Genomic DNA, 17,071 nt, shown 5'->3' with positions numbered 1-17,071 from the left:
CCGATGCTGTAGCCCCAGGCGGTCGCCCTGTTTGCTGGGGAAATCGCTACTTAAAGATCGACCTTTCGGCGTCCCCGACGGTCCCTTAGCTCCCGGCACAGCAGCGCTGCGTAGGCAGTGTTGGTGTCATAGTAGCGGCGCCACAAGCGTCGCGGCTCCTGTGCCACGCGAAACAACCACTCCAGACCGGCCGCCTGAACCACTCTTGGCGCCCGGGCAACCTTGCCGCCATAGACGTCGAAACTGCCGCCCACGCCCATGACGAAACTCGGGGTGAGTTCGTCACGATAGCGCTTGAGAAAGCGCTCCTTGCGCGGCGTCGGCATCGCCACCAACAGGCAGTCGGCGCCCGAGGCGTTGATCGCCTCGACGATGCCGGCCTCGTCTTCCGGTTTGAAATAGCCATTGCGCATGCCGGCGACGACGAGGCCCGGATGATCCCTGGCAAGTCTCATTCTAACGGCATCGAGAACGGATTGTTCGGCGCCGAGAAGGAAGGGCCTGAAGCCACGCTTCGCGCAGAGGCTCAACAGATTGATCATGATGTCGACGCCCGCCACCCGCTCCGGCAGCACGACGCCGCAAAGACGCGCCCCCCAAAGCACGCCGATGCCGTCGACGTTAATCACATCCGCCGTCGCAACATCCTCCCGCAGCTCGGTATTGTTGCGCATGTTCACAAGCTTGGCGACATTCACCACCACATGATGCAGCGGCCGCCGCAGGGTCATCGCCTCATCGGCGATGGCCAGCGTCTCGGCCATGGTCAGCGCATGGATCGGCGCGCCAAGGAACTCCCGGCGCCGCGACGCCAACAGGCGATGCTGCGCCCATGCCGGGTCGTGCGCGGTCATGCGGCCTCCTCTGCATTTGCAGGAAGCGCCAGGTGTTCGATCGTCGATTTCTTGCCTTCGATGCGGGCGTCGGGCTTACGTGCCTTGCGCCAGGTCCACAAACCCCTTGTGTCGATGAGCTTCTTGTCCTTGAGCGCTTCGGGATCAACCAGATTGAACTGCCGATGGTCGACCAGCAGGACGACGATATCGCACTGGTCGATGGCGGAAAGCGCATCGGAAAAGACGATGCCTTTGCCCTCGAGCTCATGCGGCAGCCTGTGTGCGTTGGGTTCAGCCGCAATGATCTTCAGGTTGGGAATATCTGACAAAAGCTTCACCACCTCGACAGCCGGGCTCTCGCGCATATCGTCGATATTGGGTTTGAAGCTGAGGCCAAGGCAAGCGATCGTCTGCTTGCGGGAAGGATCGAGCAAGGCTTCTATGTCCCTGACCACCGACAAGGGACGCTCGGAATTGATCCGGCGTGCCGAAGCCATCAGCCGCGTGCTGTTAGGCGCGGCGTCGATGATAAAATACGGATCGACCGCAATGCAGTGGCCGCCAACGCCCGGGCTCGGCTGGAGGATGTTCACGCGGGGATGCCGGTTAGCCAGATCGATCACCTCCCAGACGTTGAGCGACAGATCCTGGCACACCGCCGCAAGCTCGTTGGCAAAGGCGATATTGACATCGCGGAACGCGTTCTCTGTCAGCTTCACCAGTTCCGCGCTTTCGGCCTGGGTCGTGAACAGGTCGCCGGCAACAAAGGTCGAATAGAGTGCCGCGGTGCGTTCCGACGACTTGCGCGACAGGCCGCCGATCGAGCGATCATTGTTGATCAGTTCGGTAAGGACCTTTCCCGGCAACACGCGCTCGGGCGAATAGGCGACCAGGACATCGGCCTGTTCGCCATGCACGACAGGAAATTTGAGATCGGGCCGCAACTCGGCAAGCAGTCCCGCCATGATGCGCGTCGTGCCGACCGGTGACGTCGATTCCAGCACCACAAGATCTCCCCGTTTCAGCACGGAGGCGATGCTTCGTGCCGCCGCGAGCACATAGCTCACGTCAGGCTTGTGGTGCTCTGTCATCGGGGTCGGCACTGCGATGATAAAGGCGTCCGCCGGCTGCGGCGTACTGAAAGCCCTAAGCTTGCCGTTGGCTACAACCTTCTGGATCAAACCATCGAGGTCCGGCTCGACGATGTGGATTTCGCCGCGATTGACTTTCTCGACCACCGCTTCGTTGACGTCGACGCCAATGACGTCGAGCCCGCGACTGGCGAAGATGGCACAGGTCGGCAGGCCGATATAGCCCATGCCGATAACGGAAACGGTCTTGATCTCAGCCATGATGCAGCAGTTCCTCAACGATCCGGTTACCGGCCCGGCCATCGCCATACGGGTTGTGTCGTTCCGCCATGCCGCGATAGGCGGCCTGATCGTCGAGCAGGCTGTTGGCATTCAACAGGATTTTTTGGATATCGGTGCCGACGAGACGGGCGGTACCCGCCGCGATCCCCTCGGGCCGCTCGGTATTCTCACGCATCACCAGCACCGGCTTGCCCAGCGAAGGCGCCTCTTCCTGCACGCCGCCGCTGTCGGTCAGCACCAGATAGCTCTGCTTCTGCAGAAACAGGAACGGCAGATAATCCTGCGGGTCGACGAGATGGATGTTCGACACGCCGCCCAGTTCTGCGTTGACCACCGAGCGAACATTGGGGTTGGGATGGACCGGATAGACGATCTGCACGTCCTGGCGCATTGCCAGCCCCTTCAGCGCCGTACAGATACGATGGATACCGCCGTCGAAATTCTCACGGCGATGTCCGGTGACGAGGATCATTTTCTTGGCGGGATCGAGGAACGGGAAGCGGGCGGCGAGTTTTGCCCTCATCAGCTTGTCGGCGTCGATTGCGCCGGAAAAATGCAACAGCGTGTCGATCACCGTATTGCCGGTCACGAAGATGGTGCTCGCAGCCTTTCCTTCGGCGATGAGATTGTCGCGCGCCTGGATGGTCGGCGCGAAATGCCAGGTCGCGATGTCGCCGGCAATCTTGCGGTTCAGTTCTTCCGGAAAGGGAGAGTTGATGTCGTGGCTGCGTAACCCTGCCTCGATATGGGCGACCGGGATGCGCTTGTAGAAGGCAGCCAGGGCCGCGGTCATCGCCGTGGTCGTGTCGCCTTGCACGAGGACGATGTCGGGCTTAGCCTTGTCCAGCACTTCGGCCATGCCCAGCAGCACGCGCGAGGTCACGTCGAACAATGTTTGGCCGGGTTGCATGATGTTGAGGTCGTGATGCACCGGCAGGCCGGTCAGTTCAATGACCTGGTCGACCATCTCGCGATGCTGGCCGGTGATGCATGTCTCGGTAACGAAACCTGGATGGGCAAGCGCGGCACGCACTACCGGAAAGCACTTGAGCGCCTCTGGCCTCGTGCCGAACACGATCAGCAATTTTTGCCTGGATGGCAGTTTCGGACGTGAAAAGACGTTCATTGCTGATCCTGGTCGCTGGAAGGCGTCGCGACCTGCTGATTATTCGCTACAAGAGCTATAGCGGCAGAAGCCGCCTTCGTGACCTTAAATCTTAATATATGATTAACAGCCAAGCCCACGATCTCCTGAGGTAACTCTTATGAAAGCCTAAACCGGTAGGTAACCTGGCACAGTAGTCTTGAAAAAGAACATATTCGATTGACTAATATTTTAATCATCGGCCACATCGCCGGATCTTGGCGTTGGGAAAATGAGCTTCTGCTTCGGTTGAACGCAGCTGGTCACGTGGTTTCCAGCAGCCGCGCGGAAACGCCTGCGCCGCTCGCACGCGGCCTGGATATTGTGCTGGCGATCGAGAGCCGGCGTTTCGGTCCCTCATTGGCAAGCCGCTCCGAGTCGTTGCCGTCTGGCGGTTCTGGTCCAGCCGACCTCATAATCGATCTCACCGGCACTGCCGCACGACGTGGCACGCCGGTTCTGACGCTCGAATTTTGCGGCCACAGCACCTTCCCCGCTGGGGTGGCCGAGATGCTGGCGAGCGGGCGATTGCCCGAACTTGCCGTTCGCCTCGATGGCGTCACAGTCGCTCGGGGGCGACCGATGCTCAGCGATCGGCTCTGGCTGTCTCGCAGTTGCAACGACCTGCTCGCCGGGGCCATCTCGCTGGTTGCGCAAAGCGTCGCCCGTTTTTCCGCGGGCGAACTTGTTCCGGTTGCCGATAGCCCGGCACCGATCCTCAGGAACGGCGGTTTTGTCCGGCACTACCTGCCCTTTTTCTGCAAGGGATTGATCGATCGCGCCGCGCAAAAGCTCGGACGTGGACGGCGTCCCTTCTATTGGCAGGTTGCCTATCGGCTGATCGACGGGCCAGGTGTCGCCGAAACCGGGCAACTCGACGGTAAGCCGTTCACCGTCCTCGCGGACGATGGTCGGCGATTCTACGCCGATCCATTCGTCATCGAGCGCGATGGCCGCCATTATCTGTTTGTCGAGGAATTTCCCTACGCTACCGGTCGCGGCGTGATTTCTGTCGCCGAACTGGGTGACGACGGCACCTTCGGTGTGCCGAGGGTGGTGCTGGAGGAAGCGCACCACCTGTCGTATCCGCAGGTGTTCGCTCAGGCCGGCGAGATTTTCATGATTCCTGAAAGTGGAGCGGCACGCGAGCTTGTGCTCTACCGCGCCGCGCAGTTTCCCGATCGCTGGGTACGCGATACCGTGCTGATGACGGACAAGGATTTCAATGACGCCACGCTGCTCGAATCGGATGGGCGCTTCTGGCTGTTGGGGACGGAGCGGTTCGGTTACGGCAGCGCGTCGGATACGATGACGGTCTATTCCTCACCCTCGCTGCGCGGGCCGTGGGTTGCGCATGCGCTCAATCCCATCGCCGTCGATCACTCGGCCGCTCGGCCCGGCGGCGCCTTTATTCGCCGGGGTGACGCCGTAGTTCTGCCGGTGCAAAACGGGTCGAGAGCCTATGGCGGCGGTCTCGGGTTGATGCGCCTGGACCCGCTTGACGATTTCGACGTCCGTTTTGCGCCGCCCCGCCCGATCGGCCCGGGACCGGCATGGGCCCGCACGGGCATTCACACGCTTAATCGCGCAGGCAATGTCGAGGTTGTGGATAGCGCCGGCTGACGCGTCCGGAGGTTGCGCTTAGTCGAGCCGATCCAGTTTCGGCTCGGATGCAACCGCGGCCGAGGAAATGCCCTTCGGCTGCTTTCTATACGGCGCGTTTCTATAGGCAAGCAGCAGCACCACGATGATCGCGATCTCCGGCGATTTTGACGAGAGCGCGTTGTTCGACAGCGCAGCAAGCAGGAACGTCATGGTGCCGATCCATGCCGGCAGCGCCGCCGCGCGCAGCAGCCGAAAAATGAACCAGAATACCAGCACGATGAAGAGCACGGCTATGGGCAAGCCGAAGAGCATGATGATGACCACCGGCGCGCTCTCGATGTAGGGCAGATGCAACTTCTCGTTGACGATCGCCAGCAGGTCGTCGACGTTCATGCCAAACAGGACGTCTTTCCAGCTCACAAGTCCGAACACCTGGTAGATCGTCACCCGCGCCATGAAATTTTCGTCAAAGATCGTGTTGCCGAATCGATTCAGCAGCCCGCCCGAAAACAGTATCGCCATCAGCACTGCGCCGCCAGCCAGGGCGAACAGCAGCACGACGGACTTGGCCTGCCGCTGATGCTTGAGAGTCAGGCGCGGCCAAGGCACGAACATCAGCAGAATGAGGGTTTCTGCGGCAGCGAGCATCAGCGCGGCGCGAGCGCCTGACGCAGCACAACCGACGAGCAATACGAAGATCGCCAGCACCCGCACCCATATGCGCCAGCGCGTCAGCGGCACGAACCCGATGGCTGTGGCGCAGAGCGCACCTAGTGCCAGCGGGTGCGCCGACAGGCCGATTGGCCTGAACTGCAGTTCGTTGAGACCATAAGGCAGAAATCGATGTTGCGTCACCGCTTCGATCGTGCCCATCACGGCGCTGACGATCACCATTCCAAGCACGACGTCGCCCAACGCCCGCCGCACTTCTGCGTTCAAGGCCAGCATCAACAGGCCTGCGGCGCCCGCCACCAGATAGGTATCGATGATGAACCCGGAGGAGCCCGCACGGCGGGTGATGAACAGATACGGCACCAGCGCGAAAATCAGCGCGGAATAGAGCATCAATGCCTTGAATATTCCAATTTCGTCGCCCTGCAGCAGAAACGGTCGGCTGAAAAGAACGACAGGAAGCAGCAGAAAGATAGCATAGGTGCCGAAATGCAGTTTCTCGTAGAATGAGCCACCGTCGGCGGTATAGTCGACGACCATGTTCATAATCTGCGGCGACACCGTGAAGCGAAGCAGGAACGCGAACGCCGCGCATAGGAAAAACAGAAGCGACAGTGCGTTCTGACGGCGCGCCTGGCTGGACAACAATCGTTCCGATGCGGCAGCGGGATAGCTCATGGCCCATCCAAGTCGGGGTATTCAAACGGCATTCCGGCCAACGAGATCCATTCAGAGGCCCGCCGAACGGACGCCGTGCGCGAAGCGGCAAAATATGCCAACTTGGAAAATGACATATTAACGATCTTTCTGTAGTGCTGGCCCGCAAAGCGAATAACCAGAGTTAGCATCATGTCCGCCGCTTCCGGCACAACCCCTCCCTCTGCAGCGGATTCCGATATCAGCGCACTCGAGCGGATCGCGAATGCGCGGCGCGCCAGCAGGGCAAGGCTGCAACAGGATGCCCCAGTCATGGCACGCACCCCCGCCCCTGTCACTCCGCACACGCCCGAGCCTGTCCCGACGGTGACGCTTGACAAGATCGGCGATTTCCTTGAGCTCGATTTTCGACGCCTGTTTGTCTGGCTGCGTGCCGGGCTCGTCGTGGCATTGATGCTGGCAGTGGCCGGCGGCGTCATCGGCGCCGCCTATGGGTTGCTGAGCAAACAGCGTTATACCGTTACGACGGAAATCCTCATCAATCCCGCCAATTTGCAAGTTGTGGAAAACGATCTCTACACGCAACCGGGCCAGGTCGACAGCCAACTGCTCAATGCGCGCAGCAAGCAGCGCATCTTGACCTCGGGCAACGTGCTTGCACGTGTAGTGGACGAACTCGGTCTGGCCAGGGATCCGGAGTTTTTCGACCCGGACCAGAGCGCCGCCACGTCTGGTGCTGCAGCGAGTGGCGGCAAGTCCGATCCGAAGCTTATCGCCCAGAAAAGCCTGGCGGAGCGGGTCAGCGTCGCTGCAGATGAAACCTCGTTCGTCACAACCCTCTCGGTGTCAGCAGAAACCAGCGGCAAGGCGATCCTGATCTCGCAGGCCATAGTCAAGGTTTTCCAGGAAGAACTGGCCAAGGCCGAAGCCGCTGGTGCCAGCCGTGCCGCAGCCGCTCTTGAGGGCCGGCTCGGCCAACTCAAGCGCGACGTGCAGGCGGCCGAAGAGAAGGTCGAGAGCTACAGGCGCAGCCACAACCTGTCCTCCAGCAATGGCCAGCTTGTCAGTTCGCAGACGATGACGCAGCTCAATAGCGAAATTGGACAGGCGCAATCGCGCGTCATCGCTGCGCAGGCAAGTTACGACGCCTTGGTTGCTTCCGGTGTCAATGGAGCCAATCCTGACCCCGCGGTTTCGGCAGCACTCGCGGCGCTGCGCGACAAGGCAAATAGCTTGCGGCAGCAAATCGATTCACAGTCCATGACCTTTGGTCCGCGCCACCCGACGATCGTCAGGCTGAGGACAGAATTCGAAACCGTCAGTTCTCAACTCAGGGCGGAGTTCTCCCGCACGGTCGGCACGGCAAAAGCCAACCTGGATAAAGCCAACGCCTCATTGGCTTCTCTCAGCGCCAAGATGAACGATCTGAAGGGCAATGTTTTCACCGACAGCGAGTCCCAGGTCGCCCTGCGTGAGCTTGAACGCGATGCCGCCTCGAGGAGGACGATCTATGAAAGCTTCGTGGCTCGTGCGCGCCAAATCACCGAGCGCGAGCAGATCGACACCACCAATGTACAGGTGATTTCCACCGCAGTGCCGCCAAAGGGGCGCTCGTGGCCGCCCCGCACCCCGCTGGTGGCAGGCCTGGGAGCTTTCGCTGGCTTTGCTCTAGGCATGCTGCTCGCCCTTGCCATGGGAATAGTGCGCGACCTGCGCCAACCGCCGAACCGATCAGGCATCGACGTCAGCCGAGCCTGAATCCAGGTATGGCGAAGCGCATTGTTTTTCATATTGCCAGTTTCAGGGGCGGCGGCGCCGAGCGTGTCTTCGTCCTCATGGCGAATGAATTGGCATCGCGTGGGCACGATGTCACACTCTTTACCTGGAACGCGGAAGGGCCCAACGACGCGCTGCGCTCCCCTGCCGTGCATCTGGTCGATTTCGACCTTCCCATCCGGGGCGAGGGTTACGGCAAGTGGGCGACGCTGAAAGGCATCGTGCGAAGCGCGCGTTTGCTCAGCCGCCTTGATCCCCAAGCGGTCTATAGCGCCCCGGAATTTGCCAATCTGGTCGTGGCGCTGGCGCTTCTCTTGGCGCGAAGCCGAGCGCGGTTCTTTCCAAGCTTCCACGCAGCGGCCTCACTGCCTTCCAGCAGCCTCGGCGCGAGAATAGCAGTCTGGCTTTCCGCGCTGGTTGCAGCGCGCGCAACCAAGGCGATCGCCGTCTCAATGGGTGTCGGCCGCGACATTGCCGCCCGCGGCTTTCCAAAGTCCAAGGTTGTCGTCATCAACAATCCGCTGCCGCCGGTTGCGGCGCTCCAGCAAGTTTCCTATGCATGGCAGGCCAGGCTGGCGACGATGGGCGACGGCCCGGTCATCGCCACCGCCGGGCGTCTGGTGCCGGTCAAGGATCATTGGACCTTGCTCCAGGCTTTCGCTCTCCTGCGCGCCGGCCGCCGCGCCCGGCTAGTCATCTTCGGCGAAGGTCCGCTGGCTGCCGAGCTGCGCACCTATGCCCAGGAAACCGGTATCGGCGCGGATGTGCTCTTTGCCGGCTACGTCAACGACCCCGCGGCCTGTTATGCCGCAGCCGATCTGTTCGTCCTTTCCTCGACGAGCGAGGGGTTTGGCAATGTGCTGGTCGAGGCCATGGCTGCTGGTGTTCCCGTAGTCTCCACAGATGCGCCACATGGCCCGCGCGAGATTCTCGGTGACGGTCGTTTCGGCGCCTTGGTGCCGGTCGGCGATGCCGCGGCCCTGGCAAAGGCGATGGCTGATATGCTGGACCACCCCACTTCTGCCGCCATCCTGAAAAGCAGGGCAGCGGATTTCGAAGTTGAAAAGATCGGGGATCTATACGACGCGCTGCTCTAGCCAGGGAATTTCGCGCTGGCGTTCGTTGAGGCAGCCGCTTATTGCCATTCGCGTCGATGGATCAGCATCCGTGCATCGCCGTCGCCGGCCGAGCAGGATGGATGTCAGATACACCGGAATCTGATAGCAGCCGCTGAAAGAGGAGCAGCGGGTCCGGCACGGCGGTGGGAAGCGATTCCCTTTTAAAGAGGTGTTCGAATGAGACATGTGTGGCGTTGGTTCGGCCCGGTCGACAAGGTGACGATCGCAGATGCGCGTCAAGCCGGGGCGCAAGGCATCGTCTCGGCGCTTCACCACGTTCCTCACGGCGCGGTCTGGCTGCCCGCCGAAATCGAAAAGCGTCAGCGCGAAGTCGCGTCTTTGCCGGATGGAAGCGCAAGCGATCTGAACTGGGAGATTGTCGAGAGCCTGCCGGTTTCCGAAGCGATCAAGACGCAGGTCGGCGAATGGCGCAGCCATATTGCCAACTACAGGATATCGCTGGAAAACTTGGCGCGGGCCGGCATTTCGGTCATCTGCTACAATTTCATGCCGGTGCTCGATTGGACCCGCACCGATCTTGCCTGGCGCCTGCCGCATGGCGGCACCACCATGCGCTTCGATCTGATCGACTTCGCCGCATTCGACATCCATATCCTGAAACGCCTAGGGGCGCTCGGCGACTACACACCGGAGATCGCCTCCGAGGCGGAGCGCCGATATGCGCAGATGGATGACGGTGCGCGGAAGATCCTGGCGAGAAGCGTCAATTCCGGTCTGCCCGGCTCGACCGAAGACACGTCTCTCGACGGTCTCGCGGCTCAACTGTCAAGTTATGACCGCATCGACGCAACGACCCTGCGCCGGCATTTCGTCGATTTCCTGGCGGAGGTCGTGCCCACGGCCGAACGTCTCGGCCTGCGTCTCTGCTGCCACCCGGATGATCCGCCGTTTCCCCTGCTGGGGCTGCCGCGCGTCATGTCGACCGAGGCCGACTACAGGTACATTCTGGGGGCAGTCGACAGCCCGGCCAACGGCGCGACACTGTGTACGGGATCGCTCGGCGCAAGACCCGATAATGATCTGCCCGGCATGATCGGGCGGATGGGGCCGAAAATCCACTTCGCCCATCTGCGCAATGTGCGCAAGGAAGCGGCCAGCACTCCCTGCTCGTTCCACGAGGACGAGCATCTTGCCGGCGACACCGACATGGTGGCGGTGGTGGCGGCGCTGCTCCACGAGGAAGCGCGGCGCAAGAAGGAAGATCGCCCGGACGCCGTCATTCCGATGCGCCCCGACCATGGCCAGGATATCCTCGATGACCTGACGCGCGGAGCCCAGCCCGGCTATCCCGCCATCGGTCGGCTCAAGGGATTGGCCGAACTTCGCGGGGTCGAACATGCCATTCGAGAGTCGACAAGAGCTTAATTCACCGCGGGTCGGCCTCGCCCCCGGCCCATTGTGCGCGGACGGTTGTACATAATCGCAGTTTGCGGTTTCAGTCCGATTGCAATCCGCTAACATGCGCTAGTTATTGGTCCATCCACAGCCGGTATTGAGAGAAACTCTAGGCGGCGGTTGGGAATTCATATCCTGGGAGGAAATCACGATGAGAAAGTTCGCCGCCGCTCTGGCCGCCGCCGCTACGCTGTATTCGTTCGCAGCGGGCGCGCAAACCTATCCCGAACGCACCATCACCGTCGTGGTGCCGTTTTCGGCCGGCGGCCCGACCGACACGGTCACGCGCCTCGTCGCGGAAGCCATGTCGAAGGATCTCGGCCAGCAGATCATCGTCGAGAATGTCGGCGGCGCCGGCGGCACGCTGGGCGCCGGTCGCGTCGCGCAAGCCGATCCCGACGGCTATACGCTGCTCCTCCACCATATCGGCATGGCGACAAGCGCGACGCTATACAGAAAGCTCGCATATGACACGCTGAACAGCTTCGAGTATATCGGCCTCGTTACCGAAGTGCCGATGACCATCGTCGGCCGCAAGGACCTCGAGCCGACAGATCTGAAGGGGCTGGTCGACTACGCCAAGGCCAACAAGGACACCGTCACCGTCGCCAACGCCGGCATAGGCGCGGCCTCGCATCTGTGCGGCATGCTGTTCATGAGCGCCATCGGCACGCCGCTGGTCACCGTCCCCTACAAGGGCACCGGCCCGGCCATGACCGATCTTCTCGGCGGCCAGGTCGACATCATGTGCGATCAGACGACGAACACCACCAAGCAGATCCAGGGCGGCACGATCAAGGCCTACGCCGTCACCTCGCCGGAACGCCTCGATGTGCTGCCGGACGTGCCGACCACGACGGAAGCCGGTCTCCCAGAAGTGCAGGTCGGCATCTGGCATGGCATCTATGCACCCAAGGGCACGCCGGCCGAGATCACCGAACGCCTGTCGAAATCGCTTCAGGTCGCGCTGAAGGACCAGAATGTCGTCGCCCGCTTCGCCGAACTCGGCACCAAGCCGTCGTCCGACGCAGACGCGACGCCAGCCGCGCTGAAGGCCAAGCTGGAAAGCGAGATCGCGCGCTGGAAGCCGATCATCGAAGCCGCCGGCCAATACGCCGACTGAGGTTTTGAACGGGGCGCCACCAGCGCCCCGTTTTCGCACTGCAACGGCGCGCCCGCGGCACGGGCCTGGGAGGACGTCATGAGACCTTTCACAATCGACACGACCAACGGCATATGCGCCGCGCTGTTCATCTTTCTCGGTGGATTTTTCGCGCTGCAGTCGCTCAATCTCGAAATCGGCACCGCCTTCCGGATGGGACCGGGCTATTTCCCCCTGGTGCTGGCAATCGTGCTGATCCTGCTTGGCGTCGTCATCCTCATCGAAGCGGTGCGCTTCGAGAGCGAGCCGATCGGCCATATAGCCTGGCGCGGCATGCTGTTCATCCTCCCTGCCCCGATCTTCTTCGGCCTGACCGTGCGAGGCCTCGGCTTCATCCCCTCGATCTTCCTGACGGCGCTGATCGCATCTTTTGCCAGCGGCCGCATGAGGCCGCTGACCGCGCTCGTGCTCTCCGCCGGCCTGACGCTGTTTGCGTTCCTCGTCTTCAGCTATGCGCTCGGCCTGCCGTTCCGACGCTTCGGCCCGTGGCTGCCCGCATGGCCGGCATTGTGAGGCGATGAACATGGAACTCCTCGACAACCTCGCGCTCGGCTTTTCGACGGCAACGACGTTGGTAAACCTCGGTTTCTGCCTGATCGGCGTCCTTCTCGGCACGCTGATCGGCGTCCTGCCCGGCATCGGCGCCACCGCGACCATCGCCATGCTGTTGCCGATCACCTTCCAGATCGGCGATCCGGTTTCCTCCCTGATCATGCTCGCCGGCATCTATTACGGCGCGCAATACGGCGGCTCGACCACCGCCATCCTCATCAACATGCCCGGCGAATCCTCGTCAGCCGTCACCGCAATCGACGGCTACCAGATGGCCAAGAACGGCCGCGCCGGGGCGGCACTCGCCATCGCGGCGATAGGCTCGTTCTTCGCCGGCACCGTGTCGACCTTCCTCGTCGCCATCTTCGCTCCGCCGCTGACGGCGATTGCGCTGCAATTCGGCGCGGCCGAGTATTTTTCGCTGATGGTCGTCGGCCTCGTCTCGTCCGTCGCGCTCGCCCACGGCTCGATTGTCAAAGCGTTGGCGATGGTTGTGCTCGGCCTGCTGCTCGGCATTGTCGGCACCGACATCTACACCGGCACACCGCGCTTCACGCTCGGCATCCGCGAATATGCCGACGGGCTGAATTTCGTTGCGGTGGCGGTCGGCGTCTTCGGCATCGCCGAGATACTGCGCAATCTCGAAAACGAACACGAGCGCTCCGTGATGATACGAAAGGTCTCCGGCCTTATGCCGACGCGCGAGGACTTTCGGCGCATGGCAGCACCCATCGTGCGCGGAACGATCATCGGTTCGGCGCTCGGCATCCTGCCGGGAGGCGGCGCGATCCTTGCAGCCTTTGCCTCCTACACAGTCGAAAAGCGCGTATCGAAAAACCCGGGGGGATTCGGCAAGGGCGCCATCGAAGGCGTCGCCGGACCGGAATCGGCCAACAATGCCGGCGCGCAGACCTCCTTCATCCCGATGCTGACACTTGGCATTCCGGCCAACCCGGTAATGGCGCTGATGATCGGCGCGATGATCATCCAGGGCATCGTGCCCGGCCCCAATGTCGCGATCGAACAGCCGGCGCTGTTTTGGGGCATAATCGCCTCGATGTGGATCGGCAATCTGATGCTGATAATCTTGAACCTGCCGCTGATCGGGCTTTGGGTAAAACTCCTGACGATCCCCTATTACGTGCTCTTCCCGATCATCATGGCGTTCTGCTCGATCGGCGTTTACAGCGTCAACACCAACATCTACGACCTCTACGCCGTCGCCTTCTTCGGCTTCCTCGGCTATCTCCTGACCAAGCTGCGCTGCGAACCGGCGCCGCTGCTGCTCGGCTTCGTGCTCGGCCCGCTGCTCGAGGAAAACCTGCGCCGCGCCATGATTCTCGCGCGCGGCGACCCGAGCACCTTCGTGACGAGGCCGATCAGCGCCGGCCTGCTTTTCATCGCGTTCGCCGTCCTCGTCATCGTCTTCCTGCCGGCGGTCAAGAAGAAGCGCGAAGAGGTGTTTGTGGAGGAGAATTAGCGAGAGTCACGCGGCCGCCTGTCGACCGGCGCGGCCGCCGATGCGGGCCCCGGTTTCCGAATCGAACAGGAAGACGGCGGTGTCCTGGAAGGTGATGCCGATCGGCTCGTCCATATCGTAATGCGCCGATTTGTCGGCCTTGACGGTTACGGTGGCGCCACCGAACTGGCAGGTGATCAAGGTATGATCGCCGATCAGTTCCACAGCATAGACCCGCGCCGCAATCTTGCCCTCCGATGGGCCCGTGACCCGGCAATCCTCGGGCCGGAGGCCGGCAGTGACCTTTTTCCGGCTTTCGGCAACGCTGGTCGTAAATCGCCCTTCCGCACAGGCGAAGGTACCCTCGATCAGCTCGCCCTGGAGAAAATTCATCGGCGGCGAACCGATGAAGCCGGCGACGAACAGGTTCGCCGGATCGTCGTAGATCTGTCGGGGCGTCGCGATCTGCTGCACGACGCCACGGTTCATGATGGCAACACGGTGAGCCAGGGTCATGGCCTCGATTTGATCGTGGGTGACGTAGATCGTCGTCACGCCCAGGTCGGCCTGCAGGCGTTTCAGCTCCGAGCGCATGTGGCCGCGCAGCTTGGCGTCTAGATTGGAGAGCGGCTCGTCCATCAGGAAGACGCTCGGCCGCCGCACCATGGCGCGGGCGAGCGCGATGCGCTGCCGCTGACCGCCGGAAAGCTGCCGCGGATAGCGGTCGAGGAACTCCTCAAGGTGGACCTTGACGGCGGCGCTGCGGACGGAGGCGTCGCGTTCGGCGCGCGGCACGCCCCGCAGCTTCAGCGGATATGCGATGTTCTCCGCTACCGTCATGTGCGGATAGAGCGCGTAGGACTGGAATACCATCGCCACGTCGCGATATTTGGGCAGCACGTGGGTGACGTCGCGGTCGCCGATGAGGACGCGGCCGGAACTCACCGATTCAAGCCCGGCCACCATGCGCAGCGCCGTCGTCTTGCCGCAGCCCGAAGGGCCGAGCAGCACCAGGAACTCGCCGTCCTCTATCTCCAGGTCGAGCCCTTTGACCACCTCGACCGCGCCGAAGGACTTGTAGATATCGGACAGGGTGACCCGCATATCGACTAGCCCTTCACTGCGCCGACCAGCAGTCCGCGCGCGATGTGCTTCTGCAGGATGCTGGAGATGACGATCACGGGAGCGATCATCACGGTGATCAACACCGACATGTTCCACCATTGCGGCCCGCGCGTCGTGTTCTGCGCCGATACCAGCACCGGCATCGTCTGCGCATCGACATTGGAAAGGAACAGGGCCAGCAGATACTCGTTCCAGGCAAGGATCAGCACCAGCAGGAAGGTCGCGACCAGGCCGGACCGCACCAGCGGCAGCGCGATGGTGAAGAACACGCGGAACTTGGAGGCTCCGTCTATCTGTGCGCTCTCCTCAAGGTCGAGCGGGATGCCGGCGAAGAAATCACGCGTCAGCCACACAACGATCGGCAGGTTGATGGCGGTGTAGGTGGCGATCAGCGCCACCTGTGTGTCAAGCAGGCGCATCTGCTGGAACATCACATAGATCGGCAACACGGCGACGATCGGCGGCATGATACGGTTCGAGATGATCCAGAACTCGATGTCGTTGTTGCCTACGGCAAGCTTCGTGCGTCCAACGAGCGTGAACAGCGCAATGATGAAGAGAGCGGCCGCCACGACAATGGCGATCTCCCACCGCACGCCGAAAGTGGCCACCGCCACGATGATTGCGGTGAGCAGGATCAGGAAGATTCCAACGGCGGCGAGCTTCACCTGGAAGCGGATACGCACGAGAGCGTAGGCCGCCAGCGAACCGATCAGGACGGCGAGCACCGTGCTGCCGAACGCGACAACGACCGAATTCATGTAAGGGCGCAGCGTGTAATTCTGCACGAGCATGAAATGCCATGCCTGCAGCGAAGGGGCAAAGTCGACGAACGGGAGATAGAACGGCCCATTGTCGACCTCGCCAGGCCCCTTGAAGGAGGTGATCAACACCCAGTAGAGAGGAACCACCACAACCAGCGCCCACAGGAACAGAAGCGCATAGGTCACGACCCTGGCGACCGGCGCCTGGCTGTCGATCGAAGCCGGCTCGAACAGCCGGCGCGCCAGTGAGCGCGGCTCGGCGCTCATGCTTCGAACCGGCGCGCCGGCCGGACCACGAAGTTGAAGAACGAGACGCATACGATGGTCGAGATGAAGAGCAGCATGTAGCCGATAGCGGCCGAGCCGCCGAGATCCTGGGTGCGCCAGGAAATGAAGGAATGGAGCGTCATCGATTCCGTCGCTAGACCGGGGCCGCCGCCGGTGAGCACGTTCGGCAGGTCGATGATCTTGAAAGCCTCGATGAGCCGGATCAGCACGACGGTAGCGGCAATCGGCGCGATCGCCGGCCAGGTAATGTCGCGAAAAATCTGAAAGCCGTTGGCGCCGTCGAGCCGCGCCGCCTCGACCTGATCGCGCGGCTGGTTCTCAATGGCCGCCAGCAGCACGATGAACATGAACGGCGTCCACTGCCAGGTGTCGCCGACCAATACCATCAGCCGTGCCGACCAGGCCTCCGTGGCCCACGACCACTCGCTGATGCCGAAAGCGCGCACGAGCGGGGCGAAGGGCCCCTTCTGCATGTCGGCGAGCATGCGAAATGTGTAGGCGATGCCGACCGGGGTCACCATCAGCGGGATGAAGAAGAGGACACGAAAGAAATTCCGGCCGCGGATAGGCTGCCCGCAGAGGAGCGCAAGGCCCAGCCCCAGTGCGAACTGCACGGATACGCCGACGAACACGTAGAGAAGCGTGTTGACGACAGTCCCTGGCACGCCGCCAGGCGCCATGGTGGCCAGCGCAAGTACCGCCAGGCCCATAGCCATTGCCGTCGCGAGAAGGCGACCAACCGTGCCGACGATGGTCGGCCTGCCACGCCGGAGATAGCGGGCGAGAAGAAACAGCAGCCCTGCCGCGATCAATACCAGCACCGCGGATTGGACAAAGCCGAACGTGCCGAACTTGCCGAGCAGGTGATACTGCTGCGAGCCGACCAGCAGCTTGCGGAAGTTCAAAAGTCCGATGAATTTCAGCGTGAATCCGCCCGACGCGAGCGCAAAGCGCGAAAGCGCGAGATAGGCCGAGATGATGAGCGGAAAAATCGCGAAGCAGAGAAGCACGATGACGGCTGGCAGCACCATGATCCGGCCCGAGTGACCGTCCAGCCATTCGGCCCAGCTACGGCGGTCGGCAGCTTCTGGCATCGTGTCGGTTGCGGTCATCATAACCCGGGA

15 protein-coding genes are annotated in these 17,071 nt (G+C 62.1%); 7 read left to right on the top strand and 8 right to left on the bottom strand.

Annotated elements, in window-relative coordinates; genetic code table 11:
- Positions 1 to 50 precede the first annotated feature (50 nt).
- From AC0L3L_RS13825 to wecB, 3 genes are read right to left on the bottom strand one after another with little or no spacing between them, the layout of a single operon-like run.
- Positions 51 to 854 (bottom strand): WecB/TagA/CpsF family glycosyltransferase, encoded by an 804-nt coding sequence (locus AC0L3L_RS13825; protein WP_473637979.1) that lies wholly within the window; start codon positions 852 to 854, stop codon positions 51 to 53.
- Complete coding sequence (gene wecC, locus AC0L3L_RS13820) at positions 851 to 2,188, bottom strand: UDP-N-acetyl-D-mannosamine dehydrogenase (protein WP_473637978.1); 1,338 nt, start codon at positions 2,186 to 2,188, stop codon at positions 851 to 853. Before wecC ends, AC0L3L_RS13825 begins: the two co-directional genes overlap by 4 nt.
- Positions 2,181 to 3,335, bottom strand: coding sequence for a non-hydrolyzing UDP-N-acetylglucosamine 2-epimerase (gene wecB / locus AC0L3L_RS13815; protein WP_473637977.1), 1,155 nt, complete (start codon positions 3,333 to 3,335; stop codon positions 2,181 to 2,183). Before wecB ends, wecC begins: the two co-directional genes overlap by 8 nt.
- A gap of 285 nt (positions 3,336 to 3,620) precedes the next feature.
- Here wecB and AC0L3L_RS13810 point away from each other — a divergent pair, with 285 nt between their 5' ends.
- Complete coding sequence (locus AC0L3L_RS13810) at positions 3,621 to 4,976, top strand: glucosamine inositolphosphorylceramide transferase family protein (RefSeq protein WP_473637976.1); 1,356 nt, start codon at positions 3,621 to 3,623, stop codon at positions 4,974 to 4,976.
- A gap of 18 nt (positions 4,977 to 4,994) precedes the next feature.
- On the opposite strand, the gene AC0L3L_RS13805 is transcribed toward AC0L3L_RS13810, so the two are convergent.
- Together AC0L3L_RS13805 and AC0L3L_RS13800 are read right to left on the bottom strand one after the other, a co-directional pair.
- The gene (locus AC0L3L_RS13805) at positions 4,995 to 6,308 is read right to left on the bottom strand and encodes a VpsF family polysaccharide biosynthesis protein (RefSeq protein ID WP_473637975.1); all 1,314 of its coding nucleotides are present in this window, start codon (positions 6,306 to 6,308) and stop codon (positions 4,995 to 4,997) included.
- Positions 6,305 to 6,601 (bottom strand): hypothetical protein, encoded by a 297-nt coding sequence (locus AC0L3L_RS13800; protein WP_473637974.1) that lies wholly within the window; start codon positions 6,599 to 6,601, stop codon positions 6,305 to 6,307. The genes AC0L3L_RS13805 and AC0L3L_RS13800 overlap by 4 nt, the downstream gene beginning before the upstream one ends.
- Here AC0L3L_RS13800 and AC0L3L_RS13795 point away from each other — a divergent pair.
- The 6 genes from AC0L3L_RS13795 to AC0L3L_RS13770 all read left to right on the top strand — a co-directional run bounded on the left by AC0L3L_RS13795 (position 6,600) and on the right by AC0L3L_RS13770 (position 13,791).
- On the top strand, positions 6,600 to 8,045 hold the full coding sequence (locus tag AC0L3L_RS13795; protein ID WP_473637973.1) for a GumC family protein: 1,446 nt from the start codon (positions 6,600 to 6,602) through the stop codon (positions 8,043 to 8,045). The two genes, AC0L3L_RS13800 and AC0L3L_RS13795, sit on opposite strands and share 2 nt — an antisense overlap.
- Positions 8,046 to 8,053: 8 nt before the next feature.
- The gene (locus tag AC0L3L_RS13790) at positions 8,054 to 9,160 is read left to right on the top strand and encodes a glycosyltransferase (protein WP_473637972.1); all 1,107 of its coding nucleotides are present in this window, start codon (positions 8,054 to 8,056) and stop codon (positions 9,158 to 9,160) included.
- 198 nt (positions 9,161 to 9,358) lie between these two features.
- On the top strand, positions 9,359 to 10,567 hold the full coding sequence (uxuA, locus tag AC0L3L_RS13785; protein ID WP_473637971.1) for a mannonate dehydratase: 1,209 nt from the start codon (positions 9,359 to 9,361) through the stop codon (positions 10,565 to 10,567).
- A gap of 181 nt (positions 10,568 to 10,748) precedes the next feature.
- A complete protein-coding gene (locus AC0L3L_RS13780; protein WP_473637969.1) occupies positions 10,749 to 11,720 on the top strand; it encodes a tripartite tricarboxylate transporter substrate-binding protein in 972 nt (323 codons plus the stop codon).
- A 78-nt stretch (positions 11,721 to 11,798) separates the two neighbouring features.
- Positions 11,799 to 12,272: a tripartite tricarboxylate transporter TctB family protein gene (locus AC0L3L_RS13775; RefSeq protein ID WP_473637968.1), complete on the top strand. Its 474-nt coding sequence runs from the start codon at positions 11,799 to 11,801 to the stop codon at positions 12,270 to 12,272.
- A 10-nt stretch (positions 12,273 to 12,282) separates the two neighbouring features.
- A complete protein-coding gene (locus AC0L3L_RS13770) occupies positions 12,283 to 13,791 on the top strand; it encodes a tripartite tricarboxylate transporter permease (RefSeq protein WP_473637967.1) in 1,509 nt (502 codons plus the stop codon).
- 6 nt (positions 13,792 to 13,797) lie between these two features.
- Here the strand turns inward: AC0L3L_RS13770 and AC0L3L_RS13765 are convergent, their stop codons facing one another.
- The 3 genes from AC0L3L_RS13765 to AC0L3L_RS13755 are packed head-to-tail and all read right to left on the bottom strand — an operon-like array spanning position 13,798 to position 17,059.
- The gene (locus AC0L3L_RS13765; protein WP_473637966.1) at positions 13,798 to 14,874 is read right to left on the bottom strand and encodes an ABC transporter ATP-binding protein; all 1,077 of its coding nucleotides are present in this window, start codon (positions 14,872 to 14,874) and stop codon (positions 13,798 to 13,800) included.
- A gap of 5 nt (positions 14,875 to 14,879) precedes the next feature.
- Positions 14,880 to 15,926 carry a carbohydrate ABC transporter permease gene (locus AC0L3L_RS13760; RefSeq protein WP_473485525.1) on the bottom strand — a complete coding sequence of 349 codons (1,047 nt, stop codon included), beginning with the start codon at positions 15,924 to 15,926 and terminating at the stop codon, positions 14,880 to 14,882.
- Positions 15,923 to 17,059 carry a carbohydrate ABC transporter permease gene (locus AC0L3L_RS13755; RefSeq protein WP_473637965.1) on the bottom strand — a complete coding sequence of 379 codons (1,137 nt, stop codon included), beginning with the start codon at positions 17,057 to 17,059 and terminating at the stop codon, positions 15,923 to 15,925. Before AC0L3L_RS13755 ends, AC0L3L_RS13760 begins: the two co-directional genes overlap by 4 nt.
- Positions 17,060 to 17,071 lie beyond the last annotated feature (12 nt).

The organism is Mesorhizobium sp. WSM4849 (genome assembly GCF_055811385.1).
This window is presented reverse-complemented; position numbering and strand designations above follow the sequence as displayed.

Bases quoted from the DNA above. Each gene is read 5' to 3' on its own strand.
- AC0L3L_RS13825 (WP_473637979.1), bottom strand. From the start codon at position 854: ATGACCGCGCACGACCCGGCATGGGCGCAGCATCGCCTGTTGGCGTCG.
- wecC (WP_473637978.1), bottom strand. From the start codon at position 2,188: ATGGCTGAGATCAAGACCGTTTCCGTTATCGGCATGGGCTATATCGGC.
- wecB (WP_473637977.1), bottom strand. From the start codon at position 3,335: ATGAACGTCTTTTCACGTCCGAAACTGCCATCCAGGCAAAAATTGCTG.
- AC0L3L_RS13805 (WP_473637975.1), bottom strand. From the start codon at position 6,308: ATGAGCTATCCCGCTGCCGCATCGGAACGATTGTTGTCCAGCCAGGCG.
- AC0L3L_RS13795 (WP_473637973.1), top strand. From the start codon at position 6,600: ATGGCACGCACCCCCGCCCCTGTCACTCCGCACACGCCCGAGCCTGTC.
- AC0L3L_RS13800 (WP_473637974.1), bottom strand. From the start codon at position 6,601: ATGACTGGGGCATCCTGTTGCAGCCTTGCCCTGCTGGCGCGCCGCGCA.
- AC0L3L_RS13790 (WP_473637972.1), top strand. From the start codon at position 8,054: ATGGCGAAGCGCATTGTTTTTCATATTGCCAGTTTCAGGGGCGGCGGC.
- uxuA (WP_473637971.1), top strand. From the start codon at position 9,359: ATGAGACATGTGTGGCGTTGGTTCGGCCCGGTCGACAAGGTGACGATC.
- AC0L3L_RS13780 (WP_473637969.1), top strand. From the start codon at position 10,749: ATGAGAAAGTTCGCCGCCGCTCTGGCCGCCGCCGCTACGCTGTATTCG.
- AC0L3L_RS13775 (WP_473637968.1), top strand. From the start codon at position 11,799: ATGAGACCTTTCACAATCGACACGACCAACGGCATATGCGCCGCGCTG.
- AC0L3L_RS13770 (WP_473637967.1), top strand. From the start codon at position 12,283: ATGGAACTCCTCGACAACCTCGCGCTCGGCTTTTCGACGGCAACGACG.
- AC0L3L_RS13765 (WP_473637966.1), bottom strand. From the start codon at position 14,874: ATGCGGGTCACCCTGTCCGATATCTACAAGTCCTTCGGCGCGGTCGAG.
- AC0L3L_RS13760 (WP_473485525.1), bottom strand. From the start codon at position 15,926: ATGAGCGCCGAGCCGCGCTCACTGGCGCGCCGGCTGTTCGAGCCGGCT.
- AC0L3L_RS13755 (WP_473637965.1), bottom strand. From the start codon at position 17,059: ATGACCGCAACCGACACGATGCCAGAAGCTGCCGACCGCCGTAGCTGG.